We start from the raw sequence: 20,749 nt of genomic DNA on the forward strand, positions 1-20,749 counted from the left end.
GTTAGAGGAACACTAAACCGCCGACAAGAATGGGACAGTTTTCGTCCGGAGTTGAGTGGCTGCTCACATTGTCCGGGAGGCGTAGGCGGTTTCCTGACCGTTCTTGTAGCGTGTCAGTTCCACTGAACACGCGAATTCGGTTCACGGGAGAGACGGGAACGCATGGGTGTACGAGTCCTGCTCATCGAGGACGACCGGACGATCGCCGAACCGCTCGTCGAGGGCCTTGGGAACTTCGGGCTGACGGTGCATCACATCGCCACCGGCAACGAGGGGTTGAGGGCGGCGGCGTACGGCGAGGTCGATGTCGTCCTGCTCGACCTGGGGTTGCCCGACATCGACGGCATCGACGTCTGCCGAGGCATCCGGCAGACCTCCGACGTCCCCATCATCATCCTCAGTGCGCGCGGCGAGGAGGCCGACCGCGTGCTGGGCCTGGAGCTGGGTGCCGACGACTACCTGGCGAAACCGTTCAGCATGCGTGAGCTGGTGGCGCGGGTGCGTGCGGTGACCCGGCGGACCCAACGGCGGGCGGAGGCAGGGGAGTTCGGCGGTGCCGATGCGTTCGGCGGGGGCGAGGCCTTCGCGAGCGCGGCGGCGCCCGGTCGGCCCGGTCGGCCCGCACCTCAGCCGCCGGCCGAGCCCGCACCGCAGGCATCGCAGGCCCCGCAGGCCCCCCTGGTCACCGGAGCCGCCGCCGTCGGTCCTCTGGTCGTCGACCGGCGGACCCGGCAGGTGTGGGTGGGGGAGGAGGCGGTGACGCTGACGCCCAAGGAGTTCGAACTGCTCGCGCTGCTCACCGAGGATCCCGGGGCCGTGTACTCGCGGCAGCAGATCCTCGACCGCGTGTGGGACCCGCACTACCAGGGGCCGACGAAGACGCTGGACGTCCATGTGGCGACCCTGCGGCGGAAGTTGGGCAACCCGGCGTGGATCCAGACCCTGCGCGGAGTGGGCTTCCGGCTGGCCGTGCACACCTCCGCGCCCGGCGCGCAGCAGGCCTACGCTCCCCCCGCGCCCGCGGTGCCTGCCCAGGCCGCACCCGTCCAGGCCGCCCCCGCCCAGCCCGCGTACGCCCAGCCCACGTACGTCCAGTCCGCGTACGAGCCGGAGCCCTTGGCCTACGAGGAGCCGCCCTCGGCGTACGAACCCCGGCGCTCCTACCCCCACTCGGCCTACGAGAGCTTCGACAGCTTCCAGCCCCAGCAGCCCTCGGCGGCCTACCGATGACCCGTCGGCTGCTGCTCAGCTACCTCACGCTCGCCGCCCTGGTGCTGCTCTGCCTGGAGATCCCGCTCGGCTATGTGTACTCGCGGGGCGAGCGGGACCGGGTGATCAACCTGGCGAAGGACGAGGCCGAGTCGGTGTCGGCGTACGCCTCCCTGTCCATCTCGGCGGGCCGGGAGGCCCAGGATCTGCCCGCGCGGGCCGCGCACTGCGCCGAACGCATCGGCGGCAAGGTGCTGATCGTCGACGAGGGCGGCAAGCTGCTGGCCTCCTCGCATCCGCTCACCGAGCGCGAGGAGGGCGACCTCGCCACCTGGCCGGGGATCGCCGCCGCGCTGCAGGGGACCGCCACCGCGGACGTCCGCACCTCCACCATCGGCGGGGTGCAGTACCTCGCGGTGGCCACCCCGGTGGCGCACGGCGTCGAGGAACAGGGGGCCGTGCGGATCACCCTGCCGACCCGCATGGTGTCCGAACGGGTCCACCACGTCTGGCTGTTGCTGGCGCTCGGCGGACTCGCGGCGCTCACCGCGGTCGCCGCCCTCGGCTTCGTCATCGCCCGCTGGACCGGTCGGCCGATCCGCGAACTGGAGCGCGCGACCCATGAGTTGGCCGTCGGCGGTGCCGCCACGCCCGTCGCGATCACCAACGGGCCGCCGGAGGTGCGCAGTCTCGCCGCCACCTTCAACCGCACCGCCGCCCGGCTGGAACATCTGCTGGCCTCCCAGCGGGCGTTCGCCGGTGAGGCCTCGCACCAGCTGAAGACGCCCCTCGCGGCGCTGCGGCTGCGGCTGGAGAACCTCGAGAACGACATCGCCCTGAACGCCCGCGGCTCGCTCACAGCCGCGCTGACCGAGACCGACCGGCTGGCCCGGATGGTCGAGGGGCTGCTCGCGATGGCCCGGCTCGACGAGAGCGCCGCCGAACGCGAGACGATCGACCTGGGCCGGGTGTGCGCGGAACGGCACCGGGCCTGGACGCCGCTGTTCGAACAGCACGGGGTCTGGCTGGCGCTGGCGGGGGACTACGACGGCGAGGTGCTGGCGCTGCCCGGGGCGGTGGAGCAGATCCTCGACAACCTGCTGTCCAACGCCCTGCGCGTGGCGCCGCCGGGTTCCACGGTCTCCGTCGACCCGCGCTGCCACACGCCCCACGAGCGCCGTTTCCCGCATCGCGGCCCGCACCGCCCGGCCGGTCCGGCATGGGTGGAGCTGCACGTCATGGACGAGGGCCCCGGGATGACCGAGGAGCAGCGCCGACGCGCCTTCGACCGCTTCTGGCGCGCCCCCGACGCCCCCAAGGGCGGCACCGGGCTGGGCCTCGCCCTGGTGCAGCGCCTCGCCCACGCGAGCGGCGGCGAGGTGGTCCTGCGGTCGGCGCCGCGCGGCGGCCTCGACGCGGTGGTCCGGCTCCCCGCGGTGCCGGCCCGACCCGGCGCCAACGGCATCCCCGCGCAGCGCCAGGCGAGACGTCTGCAGACCTCAGCCCCGGGCCCACGCTGACCGGCACGGAACGGACAGCCCTGTCAGGCCGTGCGTACCTCGTATGTGGCGATGCGCACCGTCTCGTCGTCCAGGCATTCGCCGGTCCGCAGGTCGAAGCGTTGCTTGAGGAGCGGGGAGGCGACGAAGGGGCGGCCCTGGTGGGTGCCGGTCAGGCCGCGGGAGAGGACGGCCGCGCCGCCGAAGGGGTCGCGGTTGTCGACGGCGAACAGGGTGCCGGAGCGGTCGCGGAACAGGGCGACCTGGCGGCCGTCCGGCAGGAGCGCGGCCACGCCCCGGCCGGGGACGAGCCGGCTCAGGTCGCAGACCGTGAACCAGTCGTCTTCCAGCTGGAGTTGGACCTTCAGGTCGGTGGTCTCGGGTGCCAGGGTCATCGCTGGGCGCTCCCTTCCAGGGGACGGTGGCCGATGGTGAGCAGCGGCAGGTCGGGCTTGATCTGGTCGCGCTCGGGGACGAAGCCGACGACCGGGTCGGGGGTGTCCGGCGCGTTGACGAAGGACACGAACCGGGCGAGCTTCTCGGGGTCGTTGATGGTGGTCGCCCACTCGTCGGCGTAGTGCGCCACATGGGCGGTCATCAGGGACTCCAGCTCCTCGCAGATGCCGAGGGAGTCCTCGACGACCACGTCCCGGACGTGGTCCAGGCCGCCGGGGATGCGCTCCAGCCAGGTCGAGGTGCGCTCCAGGCGGTCGGCGGTGCGGATGTAGAACATCAGGAACCGGTCGATCAGCTTGATCAGCCCGGCGTCGTCGAGGTCCTGGGCCAGCAGGTCCGCGTGGCGCGGGGTCGCGCCGCCGTTGCCCCCCACGTAGAGGTTCCAGCCGTTGGAGGTGGCGATGATGCCGAAGTCCTTCGACTGGGCCTCGGCGCACTCGCGGGCGCACCCGGAGACCGCCGACTTGAGCTTGTGCGGGGAGCGCAGCCCTCGGTAGCGCAGCTCCAGGTCGATCGCCATGCGGACGGAGTCCTGGACGCCGTAGCGGCACCAGGTCTGGCCGACGCAGGACTTCACCGTGCGCAGGGACTTGCCGTAGGCGTGCCCGGACTCGAAGCCGGCGTCCACCAACCGCGTCCAGATGAGGGGGAGTTGCTCGACCCGTGCGCCGAACATGTCGATCCGCTGGCCGCCGGTGATCTTTGTGTAGAGGCCGAAGTCACGGGCGATCTCGCCGATCACGATCAGCCCCTCGGGGGTGATCTCGCCGCCGGGGATGCGCGGGACGACCGAGTAGGAGCCGTTCTTCTGGAGGTTGGCGAGGAAGTGGTCGTTGCTGTCCTGCAGGGCCGCCTGCTCGCCGTCCAGGACATAGCCGCTGGCGCCGATCGTCGGGGCGAGGGAGGCGATGATCGAGCCGACCGCCGGCTTGCAGACCTCGCAGCCGTCGCCGCCCTTGGCGCCGTCGCGGCCGTAGCGGTCCAGGAGCTCCTGGTAGGTGTTGATGCGCAGGGCGAGGACGATCTCGTACAGCTCCTCGCGGGTCTGGCCGAAGCAGCCGCACAGGCCCTTGTCGACCTCGACGCCGCTCGCCTCCAGCTCGGCGGTGACCAGCTGGCCGAGGACCTTCACACACGAACCGCAGCCGGTGCCGGCCTTGGTGCACTTCTTCACCTCGGGCACGGTGGTGCAGGAGTGCTCCGTCACCGCGCCGCGGATCGTGCCCTTGCTGACGTTGTGGCAGGAGCAGACGATCGCCTCGTCCGGCAGCGCGGACGGGCCGAGCTGGACGGACTCGCCGGCGCCGGCCGGCAGCACCAGCGACTCGGGGGAGACGGGCGGGACCGAGCCGGTGAACGCGCGCAGGGTGCCGTAGGCCTCCGCGTCGCCGACCAGGATGCCGCCGAGCAGCGTGCCGTCGCGGCCGATGACCAGCTTCTTGTACAGGCCCGAGCGGGAGTCGGAGTAGACGACGTCGAGGCAGTCCTCGGCGGTGCCGTGCGCGTCGCCGAAGGACGCCACGTCCACGCCGAGCAGCTTCAGCTTGGTGGAGAGGTCGGCGCCCGTGAAAGACGCCTCGTCGGCGGCGATCGTCGCGGCGGCGGTGGCGGCCTGCTCGTAGCCGGGGGCGACCAGGCCGTACACCCGGCCGTCGGCGGCCAGCGCGCACTCGCCGATCGCGAACACCTGCGGGTCGGCGACCGTGCGGCACTGCTCGTCGACCGCGATGCCGCCGCGCTCGCCGACCGTCAGTCCGCAGTCGCGGGCGAGCTGGTCGCGGGGGCGGACGCCCGCGCTGAACACCACCAGGTCGGTGGCGAGTTCGGAGCCGTCGGACAGCTTCATGCCGGTGACGGCGCCGTCCTCGCCGACCACGATCTCCTGGGTGCCGACGCCGGTGTGGACGCTCAGGCCCATGTCCTCGATGGTGCGCAGCAGGGCCGCGGCGCCGCCCGCGTCGACCTGGACGGGCATCAGCCGGGGCGCGAACTCCACGATGTGGGAGGTGAGTCCGAGACCCTTCAGCGCGCCCGCGGCCTCCAGGCCCAGCAGACCGCCGCCGACCACCGCGCCGGTCGTGGCGCGCGACTTCGCGTACTCCTCGATGGCGAGGAGGTCCTCGATCGTCCGGTAGACGAAGCAGCCCTCGGCGTCCTTGTTCGGGACGGGCGGCACGAAGGGGTAGGAGCCGGTGGCGAGGACGAGCGTGTCGTACTCGAAGACCTGACCGGAGCGGGCGGTGACCTTCCGCGTCTCGCGGTCGATCGTCTCCGCCGGGTCGCCGACGTACAGCTCGATGCCGTGCGCGGCGATGAAGTCCATGTCGGTCATGGACAGTTCCTCGGGCGTCCTGCCCGAGAAGTACGAGGTGAGGGCGACACGGTCGTACGCGGGGCGCGGCTCCTCGCACAGGACGACCACGCGGTGCGTGGCGGTCAGGCCGCGCTCGGCGAGCGCTTCGAGGAAGCGCTGGCCGACCATGCCGTGGCCGACGAGCACGATCGTGGGGGTGGCCCCCAGGGTGGCGGTCATCAGGAGCCTCCGTCGTTGGTGAGCAGGTGGAGCAGGGGGCCGTCGTCGGGGAGCGGCTCTGCTCCCTCCCAGGCGCGCGCGAGCGCGCCGACGGTGCCGAGTTCGCCGACGAGAACCCCGCCGACCAGGCGGTCGTCGCGGACGACGACCTTGCGGTAGGTGCCGCGGGTGGCGTCGGCGAGCTGTACGACGTCGTCGCCGGGGCGCGGCTCCGTCTCGCCGAACGCGGCGAGGTCGAAGGCGCTGTTGCCGGCCGGGTCGAAGGCGCTGTTCCCGGCGAGGGTGAGCCGGGTGAGGGCGCGGGTGCCGCCATACCGTGCGGTCGCGTCGCCGGCGAGCAGCTCGGCCAGCACGTCGGCCTGTTCCAGCGCCGGGGCGGCGAGGCCGTACACGGTCCCGTCGTGCTGCGCACAGTCGCCGATCGCCCGGATGTGCGGGTCGGACGTGCGCAGTTCGTCGTCCACGAGGACGCCCTTGTGGACGGCGATCCCGGCGTCCTTGGCGAGTCCGGCGCGCGGGGAGACCCCGCAGGCCAGCACCACCAGGTCGGCGCCCAGGGTGTAGCCGTCGGCCATCTCCACCGAGCGGACGGCCCCGCCGACGCAGCGCACATCGCGCACCCGGCACTCGGTGTGCACCTCGACGCCGAGGTCCTTGAGGTGCCGCAGCACCAGCTTGGAGGCGCTCGGGTCGAGCTGGCGCTCCATGAGGCGCTCGGCCTGCTGGGCGAGGACGACCTGTGCGCCGCGCACCGCGAGCGCACGGGCCGCGGAGACCCCGAGGAGCCCGCCGCCGATGACGACCGCCCGCACGCCCGGCCGCACCGCCTTCGACAGTCCGAGGCAGTCGTCCATGGTCCGGAAGGCGTGGACGCCCTCCGGGAGAACGTGGTCCGGGGTGAACAGACCGCGCAGCGGCGGCAGCACCGGGTTGGAGCCGGTGGCCAGGACGAGCGTGTCGTATGCGATCTCCGAGCCGTCCGCGCAGGCCAGGGTCCGCCGGTCGCGGTCGATGCCGGTGACCCGGGCCCGCACCAGTAGGGCGGGCGCGGGCAGCGCGATCACCTCGGGGGCGTACCGGCCGGCCAGCACCTCGGCGAGCAGCACCCGGTTGTACGGCCGGTGCTCCTCCTCGCCGACGAGCAGCGCGGGCGCACCCAGCTCGCCGAGCCGGCGGGCGAGTCGTACGCCCGCGAGGCCGGCGCCGAGCACCACCACACGCGAATTCGAGGTCATGTCCAGGAGCGTGCGATGCCGACGTTACCCGGCGGCATCACGGTTGTTTCCCGCGAGGAACGCTGCCCTCAGCGGGGCCCGGGCGCAGGTGTGAGGGTTCGCCCAGGAGGTCAGCGGACGCCCGTGAGGTGGGCGAAGACCACCACGTTGCCCTGGTAACCGGTTGCCCGTGAGTATCCGCCGCCGCAGGTGATCACCCGCAGCTCGGGCCGCTCGGCGGGGCCGTAGACCTTCTCGTCGGGAAACGAGTCTGCGCGATACACCTCTACCGCGTCCACCGTGAACACGGCCACGCTTCCGTCGCGCCGGTCCACCTCGACGGCGCTGCCCTTGCGCAGGGCGCCCAGGTCGTAGAAGACGGCGGGTCCGTCGGCGTTGTCGACATGGCCGGCGACGATCGCGGTGCCCGTCTCGCCGGGCGTGGTGCCGGCCTCGTACCAGCCGGCGAGGTTCTTCTTCGCGGCCGGCGGGACGTCGAGGCTGCCGACGGCGGTCAGGGCCAGGCCCATGAGGGGGGCGTCCACGTGGATCGCGGGGATGCGGACGCGGTCGGGCGGGGAGGGCGGCAGCGCGGGCGCCGCGGCCCCCTCGGTGTCCCGGTCGGCATGCGCCTGTGCGGCGGACGGCTGCGGCGGGGCGTGCGTCTCGACGCCGCTGCGCAGCAGCCATGCGCCGCAGCACAGGGCGACGAGCGTGACGGCGGCTATCGCGGAGTTGCCGACCCTGGGCATGCCAAGAACCTCCCGTGGACGCGGTGGGCCCGGCGGCCCGTGAGCGGGAACCCCGTGCCCCCTCCGGGCCGCGAGGGGCGTCGGACCCGGAGGGGGAGGGGACATGCGGTACCGGCGGACGGACAGCGGAGGGTGTCCGTCAGATCCCGTCGCCTCTCGCCCGGCGATGCAGGAGCCAGGTACCGCCCGCGGCGGCGACGGCGAGAGCCGCCACACCGGCCGCGGTCTGTACGGGGTCGGGGCCCAGTGCGCCGCCGACCCCCGTCTTCACACTTCCTCGCGGATGCACCGCCTGCCGGTCCGAGGCCAGCACGACCACCAGGTCCCCGGTGATCCGCCGCCCGCCCGCGGCGCACTCCGCGACGATCTCGTACGTCCCCGGCTGCGCGCTCGGCGGCACCTGGAACTGCCCGATCGCCTCGCCGTCGTGCGTGGTGGGCGCGAGCGGGAAGCGACCGGCGCCCACCGCCCCGGCGTCGCCCGCCGCGGCCCCGCCGTCCCCGCACGCCGCCGTGTTCACCGAGACCTGCCCGCCCGGCACCGCGGTGGACGGGTACACGTCCAGGCGGCCGACGCCGGTGGTGCCGGCGGCGTGGGCGGGCGCGGCGAGTGCGGCCGCGGCGGTGACGGCGAGCGCGGTACCGGTCAGCAGGCGGGCGGTACGGGCGGTGCGTCGTCGCATCGGTGCTCCTCACGAGCTCTTCGGTCGCGTCCCTGCCCTTCCGAGGTAAGTCGCAGCGCGGCGAGCGCGCTTCCTGAGAGTCCGTCAGAAATGGGATGAATGGGTGTCAGACGGGTGCCGGAGGGGCCCGTCGGTGACTGCGTTTCGGCAGGTCATCGGCGTGCGGGCGGCTTTGTCGCGGATGGCGCGGAAATGCGTCCGCAGGGGGTGTGAACGGGTGATCCGGCCTCGTCCGCTCACCGTCGGGTGAGCCAGTCCCCGCCCTCGATCAGCTTTCCCCGGGTCCGCAGCCGGGCGGCGACGACGGGCGCGGCGAGGTACGTCCAGGCGCGCACGGGTCCTTCGGAAGCCGGGCCGCCGCCGCGGACCGCCTCGCGGAGCACCTCGCACTCGACGCGCTCGTACAGGTTGCGCGGGTCGCCGGGCGCGTACTCCTCCAGCCGGTCGAGTTCGGCGAGCAGCCGGGCGTACGCCTCCGGGCGGGCGGTGACGAGCTCCCCGGCGACGGTCCCGCCCGTCCCGTCCGGCGCCTCGACCGCGTACGGATAGCCCGGCCCGTCGTACAGCAGCGCGCCCGGCAGTCGGGCCGGCTCTTCGCGCAGGGTCCTGCCGCGCAGGAAGAGGTCGTGGTTGACCTCGCCGGGGCGGAGGGTGCCGTAGACGAAGAAGGGGAGTTCAGGGGCGCTCACGGAAACGATTCTCCCCCTCCGCTCCCCCTTCACCGATGCTGACCGATCCTCACTCGTCCCTCGCGTAGGCGCTATGGACATGACATGTCATGGCCTCTTAAATGCCAGGACGAACTCAGCGCCACACCCCCGCACCACACCTTGCGCCACCCCCGAGTCACCCCCACACGCGCCCCCCACGGCGCCTTCTCGAGGAGACCGAAGACACTGATGAGTCGGATACGGCAGCACGTCCGAGGTTCCCGTCTCGCCACCGCCGGCATCGCCGCCACCACGGCCACGCTCCTGGCCGCCGTACTCTCCCCGGTCGCGGACGCGGCCGACAGGCCGACCCGGGCCACCGCCCTCGACAACGCGGCGGAGGCCCTCGCCGACCACGCGGCGGCCCTGGGCCTCACCTCGCTGCAGGGCACGTCCGTGCGCGACGTGATCGTCGACAAGAGCGGCGCCCAGCACGTCCGCTACGACCGCACCTACCGCCAACTCCCGGTGCTCGGCGGCGACTTCGTGGTCCATCTGGCCCCCGACGGCACGTACCGCAGCGCGAACCGGGCGACGGGCGCGGCGATCTCGCTGCCGACCATCGCCCCCGCCCTCTCCGCCCCCAAGGCCGCCGACGTCGCCGTGAACGCCCTGCGCGCGGTCAACCTCGGCGAGCCGCTGAAGCAGGTGAAGGCCAAGCCGCAGCTGGTCGTCGACGCCCTGCACGGCGCCCCGAAACTGGCCTGGCGGACGAACGTCGTCGCCCTGGACTCGCTCGGCAACCCGGTCGCCCGCGAGGTGCTGACCGACGCCCGCACCGGCGCTCAGATCGACGCCTGGGACAGCATCGAGACGGCCACCGGCGACGGCAACTCCCTGTACGGCGGCACGGTCCCGCTGCAGACGACCCTCTCCGGATCGACGTACCAGCTCAAGGACCCGACGCGCGGCAACACGTACACCGGCGACGCGGAGAACAAGACCGACCTGTGCATCTTCGGCATCTGCATCAGCCGCGCCCCGGCGACGCTGTTCACGGACGCCGACAACCACTGGGGCACCGGAGCGGCGACCGACCGCTCCACCGCCGCCGTCGACGCGCAGTACGGCACCGACGTCACGTGGGACTACTACAAGAACGTCCACGGCCGCAACGGCATCGGCAACGACGGCAAGGGCTCCTACAACCGGGTCCACTACGGCAACAACTACGCCAACGCCTTCTGGGACGACAGCTGTTTCTGCATGACCTACGGCGACGGCAACGCGACACAGCTCGGCCCGCTGGTGGCGCTGGACGTGGCAGGCCATGAGATGTCCCACGGCGTGACGTCGAAGACGGCCAACCTGACCTACTCGGGCGAGTCCGGCGGCCTCAACGAGGCCACGTCCGACATCTTCGGCTCGCTGGTCGAGTTCTACGCGGGCAACGCCTCCGACGCCGGCGACTACCTCATCGGCGAGAAGATCGTCCGCTCCGGCTTCGGCCGGGACGCCCTGCGCTACATGGACAAGCCGAGCAAGGACGCCAACTCCGCGGACTACTGGAGCAGTTCGGTCGCGGGCCTCGACGTCCACTACTCCTCGGGCGTCGCCAACCACTTCGCCTACCTCCTCGCGGAGGGCAGCGGCACGAAGACGATCAACGGGGTCACCTACAACTCCCCGACGTACAACGGCGCCACGCTCACCGGCATCGGCCGCGACAAGCTCGGCGCGATCTGGTACCGGGCCCTGACCGTCTACATGACGTCCTCGACGAACTACGCCGGCGCGCGGACGGCCACCCTCAACGCCGCCAGGGACCTCTACGGCAGCGGCAGCGCCGAGTACAACGCGGTGGCGGCCGCCTGGAGCGCGGTCAACGTGAATTGACTTCCTCGTGGCCGGATCACCCGCTAAGCTCCCCCGGCGCGCGCACGACCGGCGCGCGCCGGGGGAGCAGGATGACCAGGGGGTACCGGGGGTAATGGGGGACATGAGCGAAGAAGTCGGCGTGGCCGAGAAGGGGCCCAACGCATGGGCCCAGGCGACGGCGGCGCTGGTCGTCGTCGGGGTCATCGGGGGCGGGCTGTTCGTGATGCAGAAGAACTCGGCCGACGCCGTCGCCAAGCCGGCGACCTGCTCGGCCGACGCCGAGGCCGGCAAGGAGGCCAAGGAGGCCGCGGCGGCGAAGCGCGTCTCGGGGTCGCAGCTGTGCACGGCGCTCAACCGCGCCGACCTGCCGACACTCCTCGGCACGCCCCAGGAGCAGGCGCGCGGGACGGGCCAGGGCACCACCGGCTCGACCACGTCGCTGATCGGCATCGTCCCCGAGGCGACCGTCACGCTGGACACCTACACCGTGAAGCTCTCGCGGTCCTACGACGACCTCCCGCTGGCCCAGCTCGAGGGCCTGCTGGACGGCGCGGAGAAGAAGACGATCCTCGGGCATCCCGCGGTGCTCTACTCGAGCCGGACGATCGCCATCCGCTTCGACCTCGGCGGCGGCAAGTCCGAATCCGCCCCCGGTTCCGTCGCCCGCAGCCTGCTCGTCGCCCCGGACGTCAAGGACGGCGGCGGCTCCTACGAGATAGCCATCTGGCGTCAGGACGAGCTGGTGCCCGACGACGCGGCCCTGATCCGCGTCGCGCAGCAGGTGCTGCCGACGGTCCCGGGATGGACGGCCGGATGATCAGTTCTTCCTGATGTCATCTGATCTCACTTGATGTCGTACGGGCACACGACACAATCGCCCGCATGACGACCATCAGCACGACGGCGCCTGCCCGCAGCACCCCGGCCGCACTCGTGCGCGGCCTTCTGACCGGCGCCGCGACCGGGGCGTCGCTGGCCGCGCTGGGCGTCGGCGTCGGCATCGAGAGCGTCCCCCTGCTGCTCACGGGCCTGGGGCTGCTCGTGGTGTTCGGCGTGGTCGGCCGGGTGGCGGGCGGGCCCAGACGCGCCCGGGAGGCCGCCGTCGAACCGCACACGGCTCTCGCGATGATCGAGAGCCTGCGCGCGGGTTCCGCCGAGGCCGGGGAGGTGACGATCCGGTTCGAGCTCACGGTCGCGCCGGACGACGCACCGGCGTTCCGGGTGAAGACCAGCCACGAGGTCAACCTGGTGGACCTCCCGGACTACCGGGTGGGCGGCATCCGCGTGGTGGAGTACCGGCCGGACCGCCCGTGGCGGACCCGGCTCGTCAAGCACCCGATGGCGGAGTGGCGGCGCCGGGCGGCCGACGCCCGCATCGACTCCGCGCCCGAGTCCGCCCTGGTGCGACGGCCGCCGCAGGGCCCGGCGTTCGGCGCGGCCTTCTTCGTCGCGCTGCTGCTCGGCGCGGCGGCCGTCGTCCTGCCCTTCCGCGCGGACCTGTTCGACTCGGACGGTTCCTCGTCCGAGTCCTCTTCCTCTTCTTCCTCTTCCTCTTCTTCGTCCTCTTCGTCCTCTTCGTCCTCGTCCTCGTCCACAACCGTCACCTCGACGTCGGTGTCCGGCACGGTCTCCGTCGGGCCGGACCAGTCGCTGCTCGACGAGGGCGAACTGCGCCGTGCGGTCGAGGCCTTGACCGAGGGCAAGGACGAGAACGCCGCGCGGGCGATCACCGTGGTCGTCCAGGAGCGGCTGCTGACCGTGGTGTTCGCCCCGGCCGGCACCGCCACCCCCGCGTTCGACCTGGACGCCCTGCCCTACGCCCGCATCCCCGCCCTGGTCCGGGAGGCCACGAAGACCCTCGGAGCCGGCTCCCCGGGGACCTGGCAGCTCACCGCCGACCACCTCACCGGCTCCCTCGCCCTCCGGGTCACCGTGACCGGCCCGGACGGCGCGGCCTCGCTCGAGGCGGACGGCGCGGGGAAGATCGTGCGGCGCAGTCCGGCGCAGTGAGACGGCGGGAGGGCCGGCGCCTTCCGGCACCGGCCCTCCGGTCACTGCGGGGCGACGGTCAGGCGACCAGCTCCGGTTCCTGAGCCGGGGCCGTCTCCGCCGTCTGCGGCTTGCGGTCGCGCATCACCAGGGTCGCCAGGACGGCGGCGGCCAGGACGCCGATCGCGCTGACCGTGAAGGTCGTCGTCATCGAGGCGGTGAAGGCCTCCCGGGCCGCCCGGACCAGACCGGCGTCCTCGCCGACCACCGCCAGCGCCCCGCCGATCGACTGCCGGGCCGCCGCAGGGGCGTCGGCGGGCATCTCGGCGGCGAAGCCGCTGGTCAGCAGGGAGCCGAGGATCGCGATGCCGAGGGCGGTGCCGGCCTGCTGGATGGTGTCGTTCAGGGCCGAGCCGACGCCCGCCTTGTCCGCGGGGATGGTGCTCATCAGCGCGCCGACGGCGGCGGGCATCGCCAGACCCGCGCCGAGGCCGAGCAGCCCGAGGGCTATCGCCGGGACGGTGAAGCCCGAGTCGGCGTCGACCGTCGTCAGCAGGGCGAAGCAGGCGACCATCACGAGCATGCCGGCCAGGATCACGAACCGGTTGCCGATCTTCTCGGCCAGCTTGACGCCCACGCCGTTGCCGACCAGCGCGGCGATGGCCAGCGGCAGGAAGGCGAGGCCCGCCTTGACGGGGGAGTAGCCGAGGACGAACTGCAGATACTGGGTGAGGACCAGCAGCAGACCGCCGTTGCCGATCTGGACCAGGGCCAGCGAGAGCGAACCGCCGCTGAAGTTGCGGTGCTTGAACAGGACCAGCGGGACCATCGGCGCTGCGGTGACGTTCTCCCAGATCACGAACCCGGCCAGGCCGACGACGGCGACCAGGAGGCTGACGGCGGAGCGGCCGCCGAACGCGCCGTGCTGCGGGATCTCGATGATCCACCAGACCAGCGCGGTCATGCCGACCGCGGACAGCACGGCGCCCAGCGGATCCGCCTTCTGCCAGGGCGCCTTGGACTCCGGCATCAGCAGCACACCGGCGACGACGGCGAGGGCGACGACCGGGACGTTGATGAGGAAGATCGAGTGCCAGGAGAAGTGGTCGATCAGGACGCCGCCCAGGACCGGGCTGCCGACCAGCCCCAGCATCGACACCGAACCCCAGGCCGCCATCGCCTTGCCGCGCTCGTCCTCGTCGAAGACGGTGATGAGGATCGAGAGGGTGGAGGGCATGATCAGCGCCCCGCCGACGCCCATCGCGGTGCGCACGGCGATCACCTCGCCGGGGCTGGTGCAGATCGTCGCGGCGAGTGAGGCCGCCCCGAAGAACACCAGGCCGATCAGCATCACCTTCCGGCGGCCGAAGCGGTCGCCGAGGCTGCCCGAGGTGAGCAGGAGACCCGCGAAGACCAGGATGTAGGAGTCGAGGATCCACTGCGTGTCCTGGGCGGTGGCGCCGAGGTCCTCGGTCATCGAGGGGACCGCGACCGTGAGCGCCATGCTGTCGATCGTCAGGACCACCGTGCTCAGGCACAGCACGACCAGGATCCACCAGCGGCGGGGGTCGCGCCCGCTCCCACTGTTCTCGGCACGCGCTTCCATGGTTTCTCCCCTGTTGTGTGCGAACGCTGTCCTGCGAACGCTGTTCCTTCGATGCGCACACTGTACGCACGGCGGAACAGTGTGCGCAAGTGTCGAACTCTGTACGCTGGAAGCGCACGTTGTACGCGCGTCGTCGCATCGAGGAGTGGGAGTGCCCGTGGCCGCCAAGGCGAAGGACCCGGCGAAGAACCCGAACCCCGTCCCGTCCGTCTGGACCCGGCAGCAGCGCGAGCCCGACCAGCCCGCCCTGAGCAGGGCCGCGATCGTCCGCGAGGCGATCACGATGCTGGACGCCGACGGCATCGAGGCGCTGAGCATGCGCAAGCTGGGCGCCCGGCTGAACGCCGGCGCGACCTCCCTCTACCGGCACGTCGCCACCAAGGACGAGCTGATGGAGCTGGCCGTGGACGAGGTCGCCGGCGAGATCCACGTCCCGCCCGCCGACACGCCCGACTGGCGGGCCGCCGTCACCGAGGCCGCGGGCTCGTTCCGTACGACGGCGCTACGGCACCCCTGGCTGTCCTCGGTCCTCGGCCAGGCCGGCCTCGCCTACCTCGGCCCCAACCTCATGGCCTTCTCGGAGCGGCTGGCGGCACTGTTCACCGCGGCGGGCTTCCCCGAGCCGAGCGGCGCGATCGACACGGTGCTGTCGTATGTGATCGGCATGAGCACCACGGAGGCGGCCTGGCTCACCACGGTCGCCCGCTCCGGCGAGACCGAGGCCGACTTCATCGCCCGCCTGATGCCCGCCGCCCGGCAGGCCGCCGCCCCCTACGACCACCTCTCCGAGGGGTACGCGGCCGGCGCCGCCGCGGTGTCCGACCCGGTCGCCCTGCGCGACGCCAAGTTCGCCTACGGCCTGGACGTCGTCCTGGACGGCCTGGCGCTACGACTGCCCCGCTGAGCCTCACGGGTTCGTCCTACGGGTTCGTCCTACGGGTTCGTGCTACGGGTTGGCCTACGGGTTGGCCATCTCCACCCGCACCGCGCACACCTTGAACTCCGGCATGCGTGAGGTCGGGTCCAGGGCCGGGTTGGTCAGGGTGTTGGCGCGGCCCTCGCCCGGCCAGTGGAACGGCATGAAGACGGTGTCCGGGCGGATTCCGGTGGTGATGCGGGCAGGTGCGACGGCCCGCCCGCGCCGGGAGGTCACGGCCAACGGGTCGCCCTCGGCCGCCCCGAGCCGCGCCGCCAGCCGGGGGTGCAGCTCCACGAACGGGCCGGGCGCGGCGGCGTTCAGCTCGTCCACGCGCCGGGTCTGGGCGCCGGACTGGTACTGCGCCACGACCCGCCCGGTGGTGAGCAGCACGGGGTAGTCGTCGTCCGGCTCCTCGGCGGACGGCCGGTGCGAGACCGGCACGAACCGGGCCCGGCCGTCCGGCGTGGCGAACCGGTCGAGGAAGAGCCGGGGCGTGCCGGGCGGCACCGGACGGTCTCCGGCCGCCGAACGGTCTTCGTCGGCCGAACGGTCGTCGTCCGCCGAACGGTCCCCGTCCGCCGGGCAGGGCCAGAACACGCCCTCGCCCGCCCCCTCCGCCAGCCGCTCGTAGCTGATCCCGGAGTAGTCCGCGATGCCGCCCGCGCTGGCCCGCCGCAGCTCCTCGAAGACCTCCTCGGGCTCGACCGGGAACCCCTTCTCGACACCCAGCCGCGCCGCCAGCTCGTGCAGCACCTCCAGGTCGCTGCGCACGCCCTCCGGAGCGGTGATCGCCCGCTGCCGCAGCAGCACCCGCCCCTCCAGGCTGGTGGTCGTCCCCGTCTCCTCCGCCCACTGGGTGACCGGCAGGACGACGTCCGCCAGGGCCGCCGTCTCCGACAGGACGACGTCACAGACGGCGAGGAAGTCGAGGGACTTGATGCGCTCCTCGATGTGCGCGGCGCGCGGGGCCGACACCACCGGGTTCGACCCCATCAGCAGCAGCGACCGTATGTCGGACCCCAACGCGTCCAGCAGCTCGTATGCGCTGCGGCCCGGTCCGGGCAGCGAGTCGGGGTCGACGCCCCACACCTCGGCCACATGCGCTCGCGCCGCCGGGTCGTCCAGCTTGCGGTAGCCGGGCAGCTGGTCGGCCTTCTGGCCGTGCTCGCGCCCGCCCTGTCCGTTGCCCTGCCCGGTCAGACAGCCGTAGCCGCTCAGCGGCCGCCCGGCCCGGCCCGTCGCCAGGCACAGGTTGATCCACGCGCCGACCGTGTCGGTCCCCTTGGACTGCTGCTCGGGCCCGCGCGCGGTGAGCACCATCGCCGCCTCCGGCTCGCAGAACAGCCGCACGGTCTCCCGGAGTTCAGGAACGGACACCCCCGTGATCCGCTCCACGTACTCCGGCCAGTGGGCCATCGCGGCCGCCCGCGTCTCCTCCCAGCCGACGGTCCGCTCGCGCACGTACTCCTCGTCGACCCGCCCCTCGGCGACGATCAGGTGCAACAGGCCGAGCGCCAGGGCGAGATCCGTCCCCGGGCGGGGCGCGAGGTGCAGGTCGGCCTGCTCGGCGGTCTTCGTGCGCCGCGGGTCGATGACGATCAACGTGCCGCCGTTCTCCCGCAGTTCGTTGAAGAACCGCAGCGCGGGCGGCATCGTCTCGGCGAGGTTGGACCCGACCAGGATCACGCACCCCGTCCTCGGGATGTCCTCCAGCGGGAAGGGCAGCCCCCGGTCGAGCCCGAACGCCTTGATGCCGGCCGCCGCGGCGGACGACATGCAGAACCGGCCGTTGTAGTCGATCTGCGAGGTGCCGAGCACGACCCGCGCGAACTTGCCGAGCGTGTACGCCTTCTCGTTCGTCAGCCCGCCCCCGCCGAACACCCCGAGCGCGTCCGGCCCGTGCTCCGTGCGGATACGGCCCAGCTCCCCGGCGATCCGGTCCAGCGCCTCGTCCCAGCCGGCCGGCACCAGCTCGCCGCCGGGGGAGCGCACCAGGGGCGAAGTCAGCCGCACGCCCCGCGCCAGCACCGCGGGAGCCGTACGCCCCTTGCCGCACAGGGCGCCCCGGTTCACCGGGAAGTCCGTGCGCTCGACCACCTCGACGCCCCCCGTGGGCAGAGGCGACAGGGCCATCCCGCACTGCAACGCGCAGTACGGGCAGTGGGTGGGCGTCGAGGCGGTCCGCATGCGCTCAGCGTGCGTCGGCCGTGTTACGCGCCGTGCGGTCTCCTGTTACGGCGGTGTGGGCGTGCCCTCCCCGACGGCCGGTCGACGCGGTGAGGCGCCGCTCACGGTGAGATACCGGGCACGCCGTCCGCCGCGAGCGCCCGCGCCACGCCCTGCTCCTTCGGCCCCAGGAACCGCGGATCCGGCTCGAACACCGCGTCCAGGGCCGCCTTGCCGGCCGCGAGGATCTCCCGGGTCCCGCCGTAGTACCAGGTCACGTCATGCTTCGCGTCGACCCCGACCCCGTACGAGTCCACCCCGGCCGCCTCACACAGGGCCACGGCCCGCCGGATGTGGAAGCCCTGGCTGATCAGGACGGCCCGGTCGACGCCGAAGATCTTCTTGGCGCGGACGCAGGAGTCCCAGGTGTCGAAACCGGCGTAGTCGCTGACGATCCGCGCGTCCGGCACCCCGTGCCCGGTGAGATAGGCGCGCATGGCGTCGGGCTCGTCGTACTCCTCGCGGCTGTTGTCGCCCGTCACCAGGACGACCCTGATCCGGCCCTCCCGGTACAGCTTCACCGCCGCGTCCAGCCGGTGCGCGAGATACGGGGACGGCTCGCCGTCCCACAGCCCGGCGCCGAACACGACGGCGACCTCGGTGCGCGGCGCGTCGGCGGTCGTGCCGAGCCGGTCGGCCGTCGACACGAACAGCCAGGTGGCCGGCAGCAGCGCGAGCACACACCCGGCCATCACGGCCTGCACCAGCCGACGCCGCCCGGCACGGGTGCGCGGCAGCCGCAGCCGCGGTCGCAGCCGACGGATGTTCATGAGGTGTCCCCCCGGTTCGACAGCACCCTCGATCCCTTCGATCCCCTTCGATCCCTATCGATCCCCTTCGACCTGGGAGGACGCGCGGTACGGTGATCCGGTTCGTTTCCCCGCCCTCGTTTCCTCGCCGTGTGTCCCGCGCCTCACACCGCGCCCGCTCCGGCGGTGAACCCCCGGAAAACACTCGTGACGGTCAGGCAACGGGGGTGCAACGTCGCCGCGTCAGGATCGGTGCATGAGCCAGCCAAGCCTCGTCCACCTCGCCGGCCGCCGGCGTCCCGGCCCGCCCGCGCTGGTCGTCGTCGCCCACGGCAGCCGCGACCCGCGCGCCCTGAGCACCGTCCGCACGCTCCTGGACCGGGTCCGCGAGCAGCGCCCCGACGTCGCGGTCCACCTCGGCCACATCGAGCTCAACGAGCCTTTGCTGACCGACACGCTGGCCGACCTGGACGCCCGCGGCACCACGGACGCCGTCCTGGTCCCGCTCCTCCTCGCCCGCGGCTACCACGTCAAGCGCGACATCCCCGAGATGGCGGCGACGGCCCGGGTACGCACGCGCGTGGCCGCACCGCTGGGCCCGCACCCGCTCCTGGTGGACACCCTGCGCACCCGTCTGATCGAGGCCGGCTGGAACCCGGACATGACGGACGAGGAACGCCGCACGAGCGCGGTGGTCCTGGCGGCGGCGGGCTCCCGGGACCCCGACTCGGCGGTGGACACCCGCCGCACGGCCGACCTCCTGGCCCGCAGCCTGGGCGTCCCGGTGATCCCGGCCTACGCCACCACGGCGACCCCGACGATCCCGACGGCGCTGCGCGCCCTGGCGGCGAGGGGCCGCGACCGGATCGCGATCGCCTCGTACTTCACCGCCCCCGGCCGCTTCGCGACGGAGTGCGCGGCAGCGGCCCCCTGGATCGCCTCGGCCCCCCTGGGCACCCACTCCGCGATGGCCGACCTCCTCCTCCACCGCTACGACCGGGCAGCCGCCATGGAGACCGGGATCAACGCCGCCTGAGGGGGCGCGGCACCCCACCTGGTGCCCGATTGTCACCAGCGCCGCTTACTGTCGAGTCATGCCCTACGACGAGCCGTCAACAGAACGCTGGGCGGCGGAGCCCGACAAGCGTCCAGGCCGCACCGCCTTCCAACGCGACCGCGCCCGCATCCTTCACTCCTCGGCGCTGAGAAGGCTCGCTGGCAAGACCCAGGTCGTCACCCCGGGCGAACGCAGCCAGGTGTGGGACGCCACCCCACGCACCCGCCTCACCCACTCCCTGGAGTGCGCCCAGGTCGGCCGGGAGCTGGGCGCGGCCCTCGGCTGCGACGCGGACCTGGTCGAGGCGGCCTGTCTCTCGCACGACCTCGGTCACCCCCCTTTCGGCCACAACGGCGAGCAGGCCCTCAACGACTTCGCCCAGGACTGCGGCGGCTTCGAGGGCAACGCCCAGTCGCTGCGGCTGCTCACCCGCATCGAGCCCAAGCGCTTCACCCCCGAGGGCTCGGTGGGCCTCAACCTCACCCGGGCCACCCTCGACGCCGCCACCAAGTACCCGTGGCCCCGCGGCGCCCACCCCAGCGACCCCGCGTCCCCCAAGTTCGGCGTCTACGAGGACGACCGGCCGGTCTTCGACTGGCTCCGCAAGGAGGCCCCCGGCACGCGCACGTGCTTCGAGGCCCAGGTCATGGACTGGGCGGACGACGTGGCGTACTCGGTGCACGACGTGGAGGACGGCCTGCACGCAGGCCACATCGACCCCAACGTCCTGCACGCCGAACCGGAACGCCAGGAGATCTACCGGGTCGCCGTCGGACGCTATGTGCCCGCCGACACCGATCCGGCCGAACTCGCCGCCGCCCTCGACCGCCTCCAGGAGGAGGAGTGGTGGCCGCACGGCTACGACGGCACGGCCACGGCCCAGGCCCGGCTGAAGGACACCACCAGCCAGCTCATCGGCCGCTTCTGCCTGGCCGCCGAGGGCGCCACGCGCGCGCGACACGGCACCGGCCCCCTCACCCGCTACGACGCCGAACTCGTCGTGCCGCACGAGACGCGGCTGGAGTGCGCCGTCCTCAAGGCGGTCGCTGACCGGTACGTCATGCAGCGCGTCGAACAGGAGCGGCTGCGGGCCGACCAGCGCATCGTCATCAGCGAGCTCGCCGAGGCCCTCACCGTCCGCGCCCCCGACGGCCTCGACCCGCAGTTCCGCTCGCTGTTGGACCAGGCCCCCGACGACCGCGCCCGCAAGCGCGTCGTCGTCGACCAGATCGCCTCCCTCACCGACGCCTCGGCCCGCTCGCTTCACACCCGCCTTACCGGGCACACGAGACGGTGACGGGGGCGCTCCCGGTGCGCCCAAACGGGCCCG

17 protein-coding genes are annotated in these 20,749 nt (G+C 72.8%); 8 read left to right on the plus strand and 9 right to left on the minus strand.

Translation table 11 applies throughout. The features are described 5' to 3' along the window. Positions 1 to 162 precede the first annotated feature (162 nt). Together ACWD4O_RS13050 and ACWD4O_RS13055 are read left to right on the plus strand one after the other, a co-directional pair. Positions 163 to 1,230 (plus strand): response regulator transcription factor, encoded by a 1,068-nt coding sequence (locus tag ACWD4O_RS13050; protein ID WP_451279757.1) that lies wholly within the window; start codon positions 163 to 165, stop codon positions 1,228 to 1,230. Continuing rightward, entirely contained in the window at positions 1,227 to 2,729 is a 1,503-nt protein-coding gene (locus ACWD4O_RS13055) for a HAMP domain-containing sensor histidine kinase (protein ID WP_451279758.1), read from the plus strand. The genes ACWD4O_RS13050 and ACWD4O_RS13055 overlap by 4 nt, the downstream gene beginning before the upstream one ends. 23 nt (positions 2,730 to 2,752) lie before the next feature. On the opposite strand, the gene nirD is transcribed toward ACWD4O_RS13055, so the two are convergent. The 6 genes from nirD to ACWD4O_RS13085 all read right to left on the minus strand — a co-directional run bounded on the left by nirD (position 2,753) and on the right by ACWD4O_RS13085 (position 9,034). Further along, positions 2,753 to 3,103: a nitrite reductase small subunit NirD gene (gene nirD / locus ACWD4O_RS13060; RefSeq protein ID WP_451279759.1), complete on the minus strand. Its 351-nt coding sequence runs from the start codon at positions 3,101 to 3,103 to the stop codon at positions 2,753 to 2,755. Continuing rightward, positions 3,100 to 5,697 carry a nitrite reductase large subunit NirB gene (gene nirB, locus ACWD4O_RS13065; RefSeq protein WP_451279760.1) on the minus strand — a complete coding sequence of 866 codons (2,598 nt, stop codon included), beginning with the start codon at positions 5,695 to 5,697 and terminating at the stop codon, positions 3,100 to 3,102. The genes nirD and nirB overlap by 4 nt, the downstream gene beginning before the upstream one ends. Beyond that, the gene (locus tag ACWD4O_RS13070; protein ID WP_451279761.1) at positions 5,697 to 6,932 is read right to left on the minus strand and encodes an NAD(P)/FAD-dependent oxidoreductase; all 1,236 of its coding nucleotides are present in this window, start codon (positions 6,930 to 6,932) and stop codon (positions 5,697 to 5,699) included. The genes nirB and ACWD4O_RS13070 overlap by 1 nt, the downstream gene beginning before the upstream one ends. A 110-nt stretch (positions 6,933 to 7,042) precedes the next feature. Continuing rightward, the gene (locus ACWD4O_RS13075; protein WP_451279762.1) at positions 7,043 to 7,663 is read right to left on the minus strand and encodes a class F sortase; all 621 of its coding nucleotides are present in this window, start codon (positions 7,661 to 7,663) and stop codon (positions 7,043 to 7,045) included. A gap of 139 nt (positions 7,664 to 7,802) precedes the next feature. Beyond that, on the minus strand, positions 7,803 to 8,345 hold the full coding sequence (locus tag ACWD4O_RS13080) for a hypothetical protein (protein ID WP_451279763.1): 543 nt from the start codon (positions 8,343 to 8,345) through the stop codon (positions 7,803 to 7,805). A gap of 236 nt (positions 8,346 to 8,581) precedes the next feature. Further along, the gene (locus ACWD4O_RS13085; protein ID WP_451279764.1) at positions 8,582 to 9,034 is read right to left on the minus strand and encodes a gamma-glutamylcyclotransferase family protein; all 453 of its coding nucleotides are present in this window, start codon (positions 9,032 to 9,034) and stop codon (positions 8,582 to 8,584) included. A 210-nt stretch (positions 9,035 to 9,244) separates the two neighbouring features. Here ACWD4O_RS13085 and ACWD4O_RS13090 point away from each other — a divergent pair, with 210 nt between their 5' ends. From ACWD4O_RS13090 to ACWD4O_RS13100, 3 genes are all read left to right on the plus strand, one after another. Continuing rightward, complete coding sequence (locus ACWD4O_RS13090; RefSeq protein WP_451279765.1) at positions 9,245 to 10,891, plus strand: M4 family metallopeptidase; 1,647 nt, start codon at positions 9,245 to 9,247, stop codon at positions 10,889 to 10,891. Between the two features lie 103 nt (positions 10,892 to 10,994). Continuing rightward, positions 10,995 to 11,690, plus strand: coding sequence for a DUF6215 domain-containing protein (locus ACWD4O_RS13095; RefSeq protein WP_451279766.1), 696 nt, complete (start codon positions 10,995 to 10,997; stop codon positions 11,688 to 11,690). 65 nt (positions 11,691 to 11,755) lie between these two features. Next, entirely contained in the window at positions 11,756 to 12,883 is a 1,128-nt protein-coding gene (locus ACWD4O_RS13100; protein WP_451279767.1) for a hypothetical protein, read from the plus strand. 58 nt (positions 12,884 to 12,941) lie between these two features. On the opposite strand, the gene ACWD4O_RS13105 is transcribed toward ACWD4O_RS13100, so the two are convergent. Then, positions 12,942 to 14,468, minus strand: coding sequence for an MFS transporter (locus ACWD4O_RS13105; RefSeq protein WP_451279768.1), 1,527 nt, complete (start codon positions 14,466 to 14,468; stop codon positions 12,942 to 12,944). Between the two features lie 157 nt (positions 14,469 to 14,625). On the opposite strand from ACWD4O_RS13105, the gene ACWD4O_RS13110 reads away from it, so the two are divergent. Beyond that, positions 14,626 to 15,372: a TetR/AcrR family transcriptional regulator gene (locus ACWD4O_RS13110; protein WP_451279769.1), complete on the plus strand. Its 747-nt coding sequence runs from the start codon at positions 14,626 to 14,628 to the stop codon at positions 15,370 to 15,372. A gap of 54 nt (positions 15,373 to 15,426) precedes the next feature. On the opposite strand, the gene ACWD4O_RS13115 is transcribed toward ACWD4O_RS13110, so the two are convergent. Continuing rightward, a complete protein-coding gene (locus ACWD4O_RS13115; protein ID WP_451279770.1) occupies positions 15,427 to 17,574 on the minus strand; it encodes a molybdopterin oxidoreductase family protein in 2,148 nt (715 codons plus the stop codon). Positions 17,575 to 17,675: 101 nt separating this feature from the next. After that, complete coding sequence (locus tag ACWD4O_RS13120; RefSeq protein ID WP_451279771.1) at positions 17,676 to 18,383, minus strand: SanA/YdcF family protein; 708 nt, start codon at positions 18,381 to 18,383, stop codon at positions 17,676 to 17,678. 235 nt (positions 18,384 to 18,618) lie between these two features. Between ACWD4O_RS13120 and ACWD4O_RS13125 the strand changes: the two genes are divergently transcribed. Then, the gene (locus tag ACWD4O_RS13125; RefSeq protein WP_451279772.1) at positions 18,619 to 19,398 is read left to right on the plus strand and encodes a sirohydrochlorin chelatase; all 780 of its coding nucleotides are present in this window, start codon (positions 18,619 to 18,621) and stop codon (positions 19,396 to 19,398) included. A gap of 58 nt (positions 19,399 to 19,456) precedes the next feature. Beyond that, positions 19,457 to 20,716: a deoxyguanosinetriphosphate triphosphohydrolase gene (locus ACWD4O_RS13130; RefSeq protein ID WP_451279773.1), complete on the plus strand. Its 1,260-nt coding sequence runs from the start codon at positions 19,457 to 19,459 to the stop codon at positions 20,714 to 20,716. Positions 20,717 to 20,749 lie beyond the last annotated feature (33 nt).

This window comes from Streptomyces sp. NPDC002623 (genome assembly GCF_053592635.1).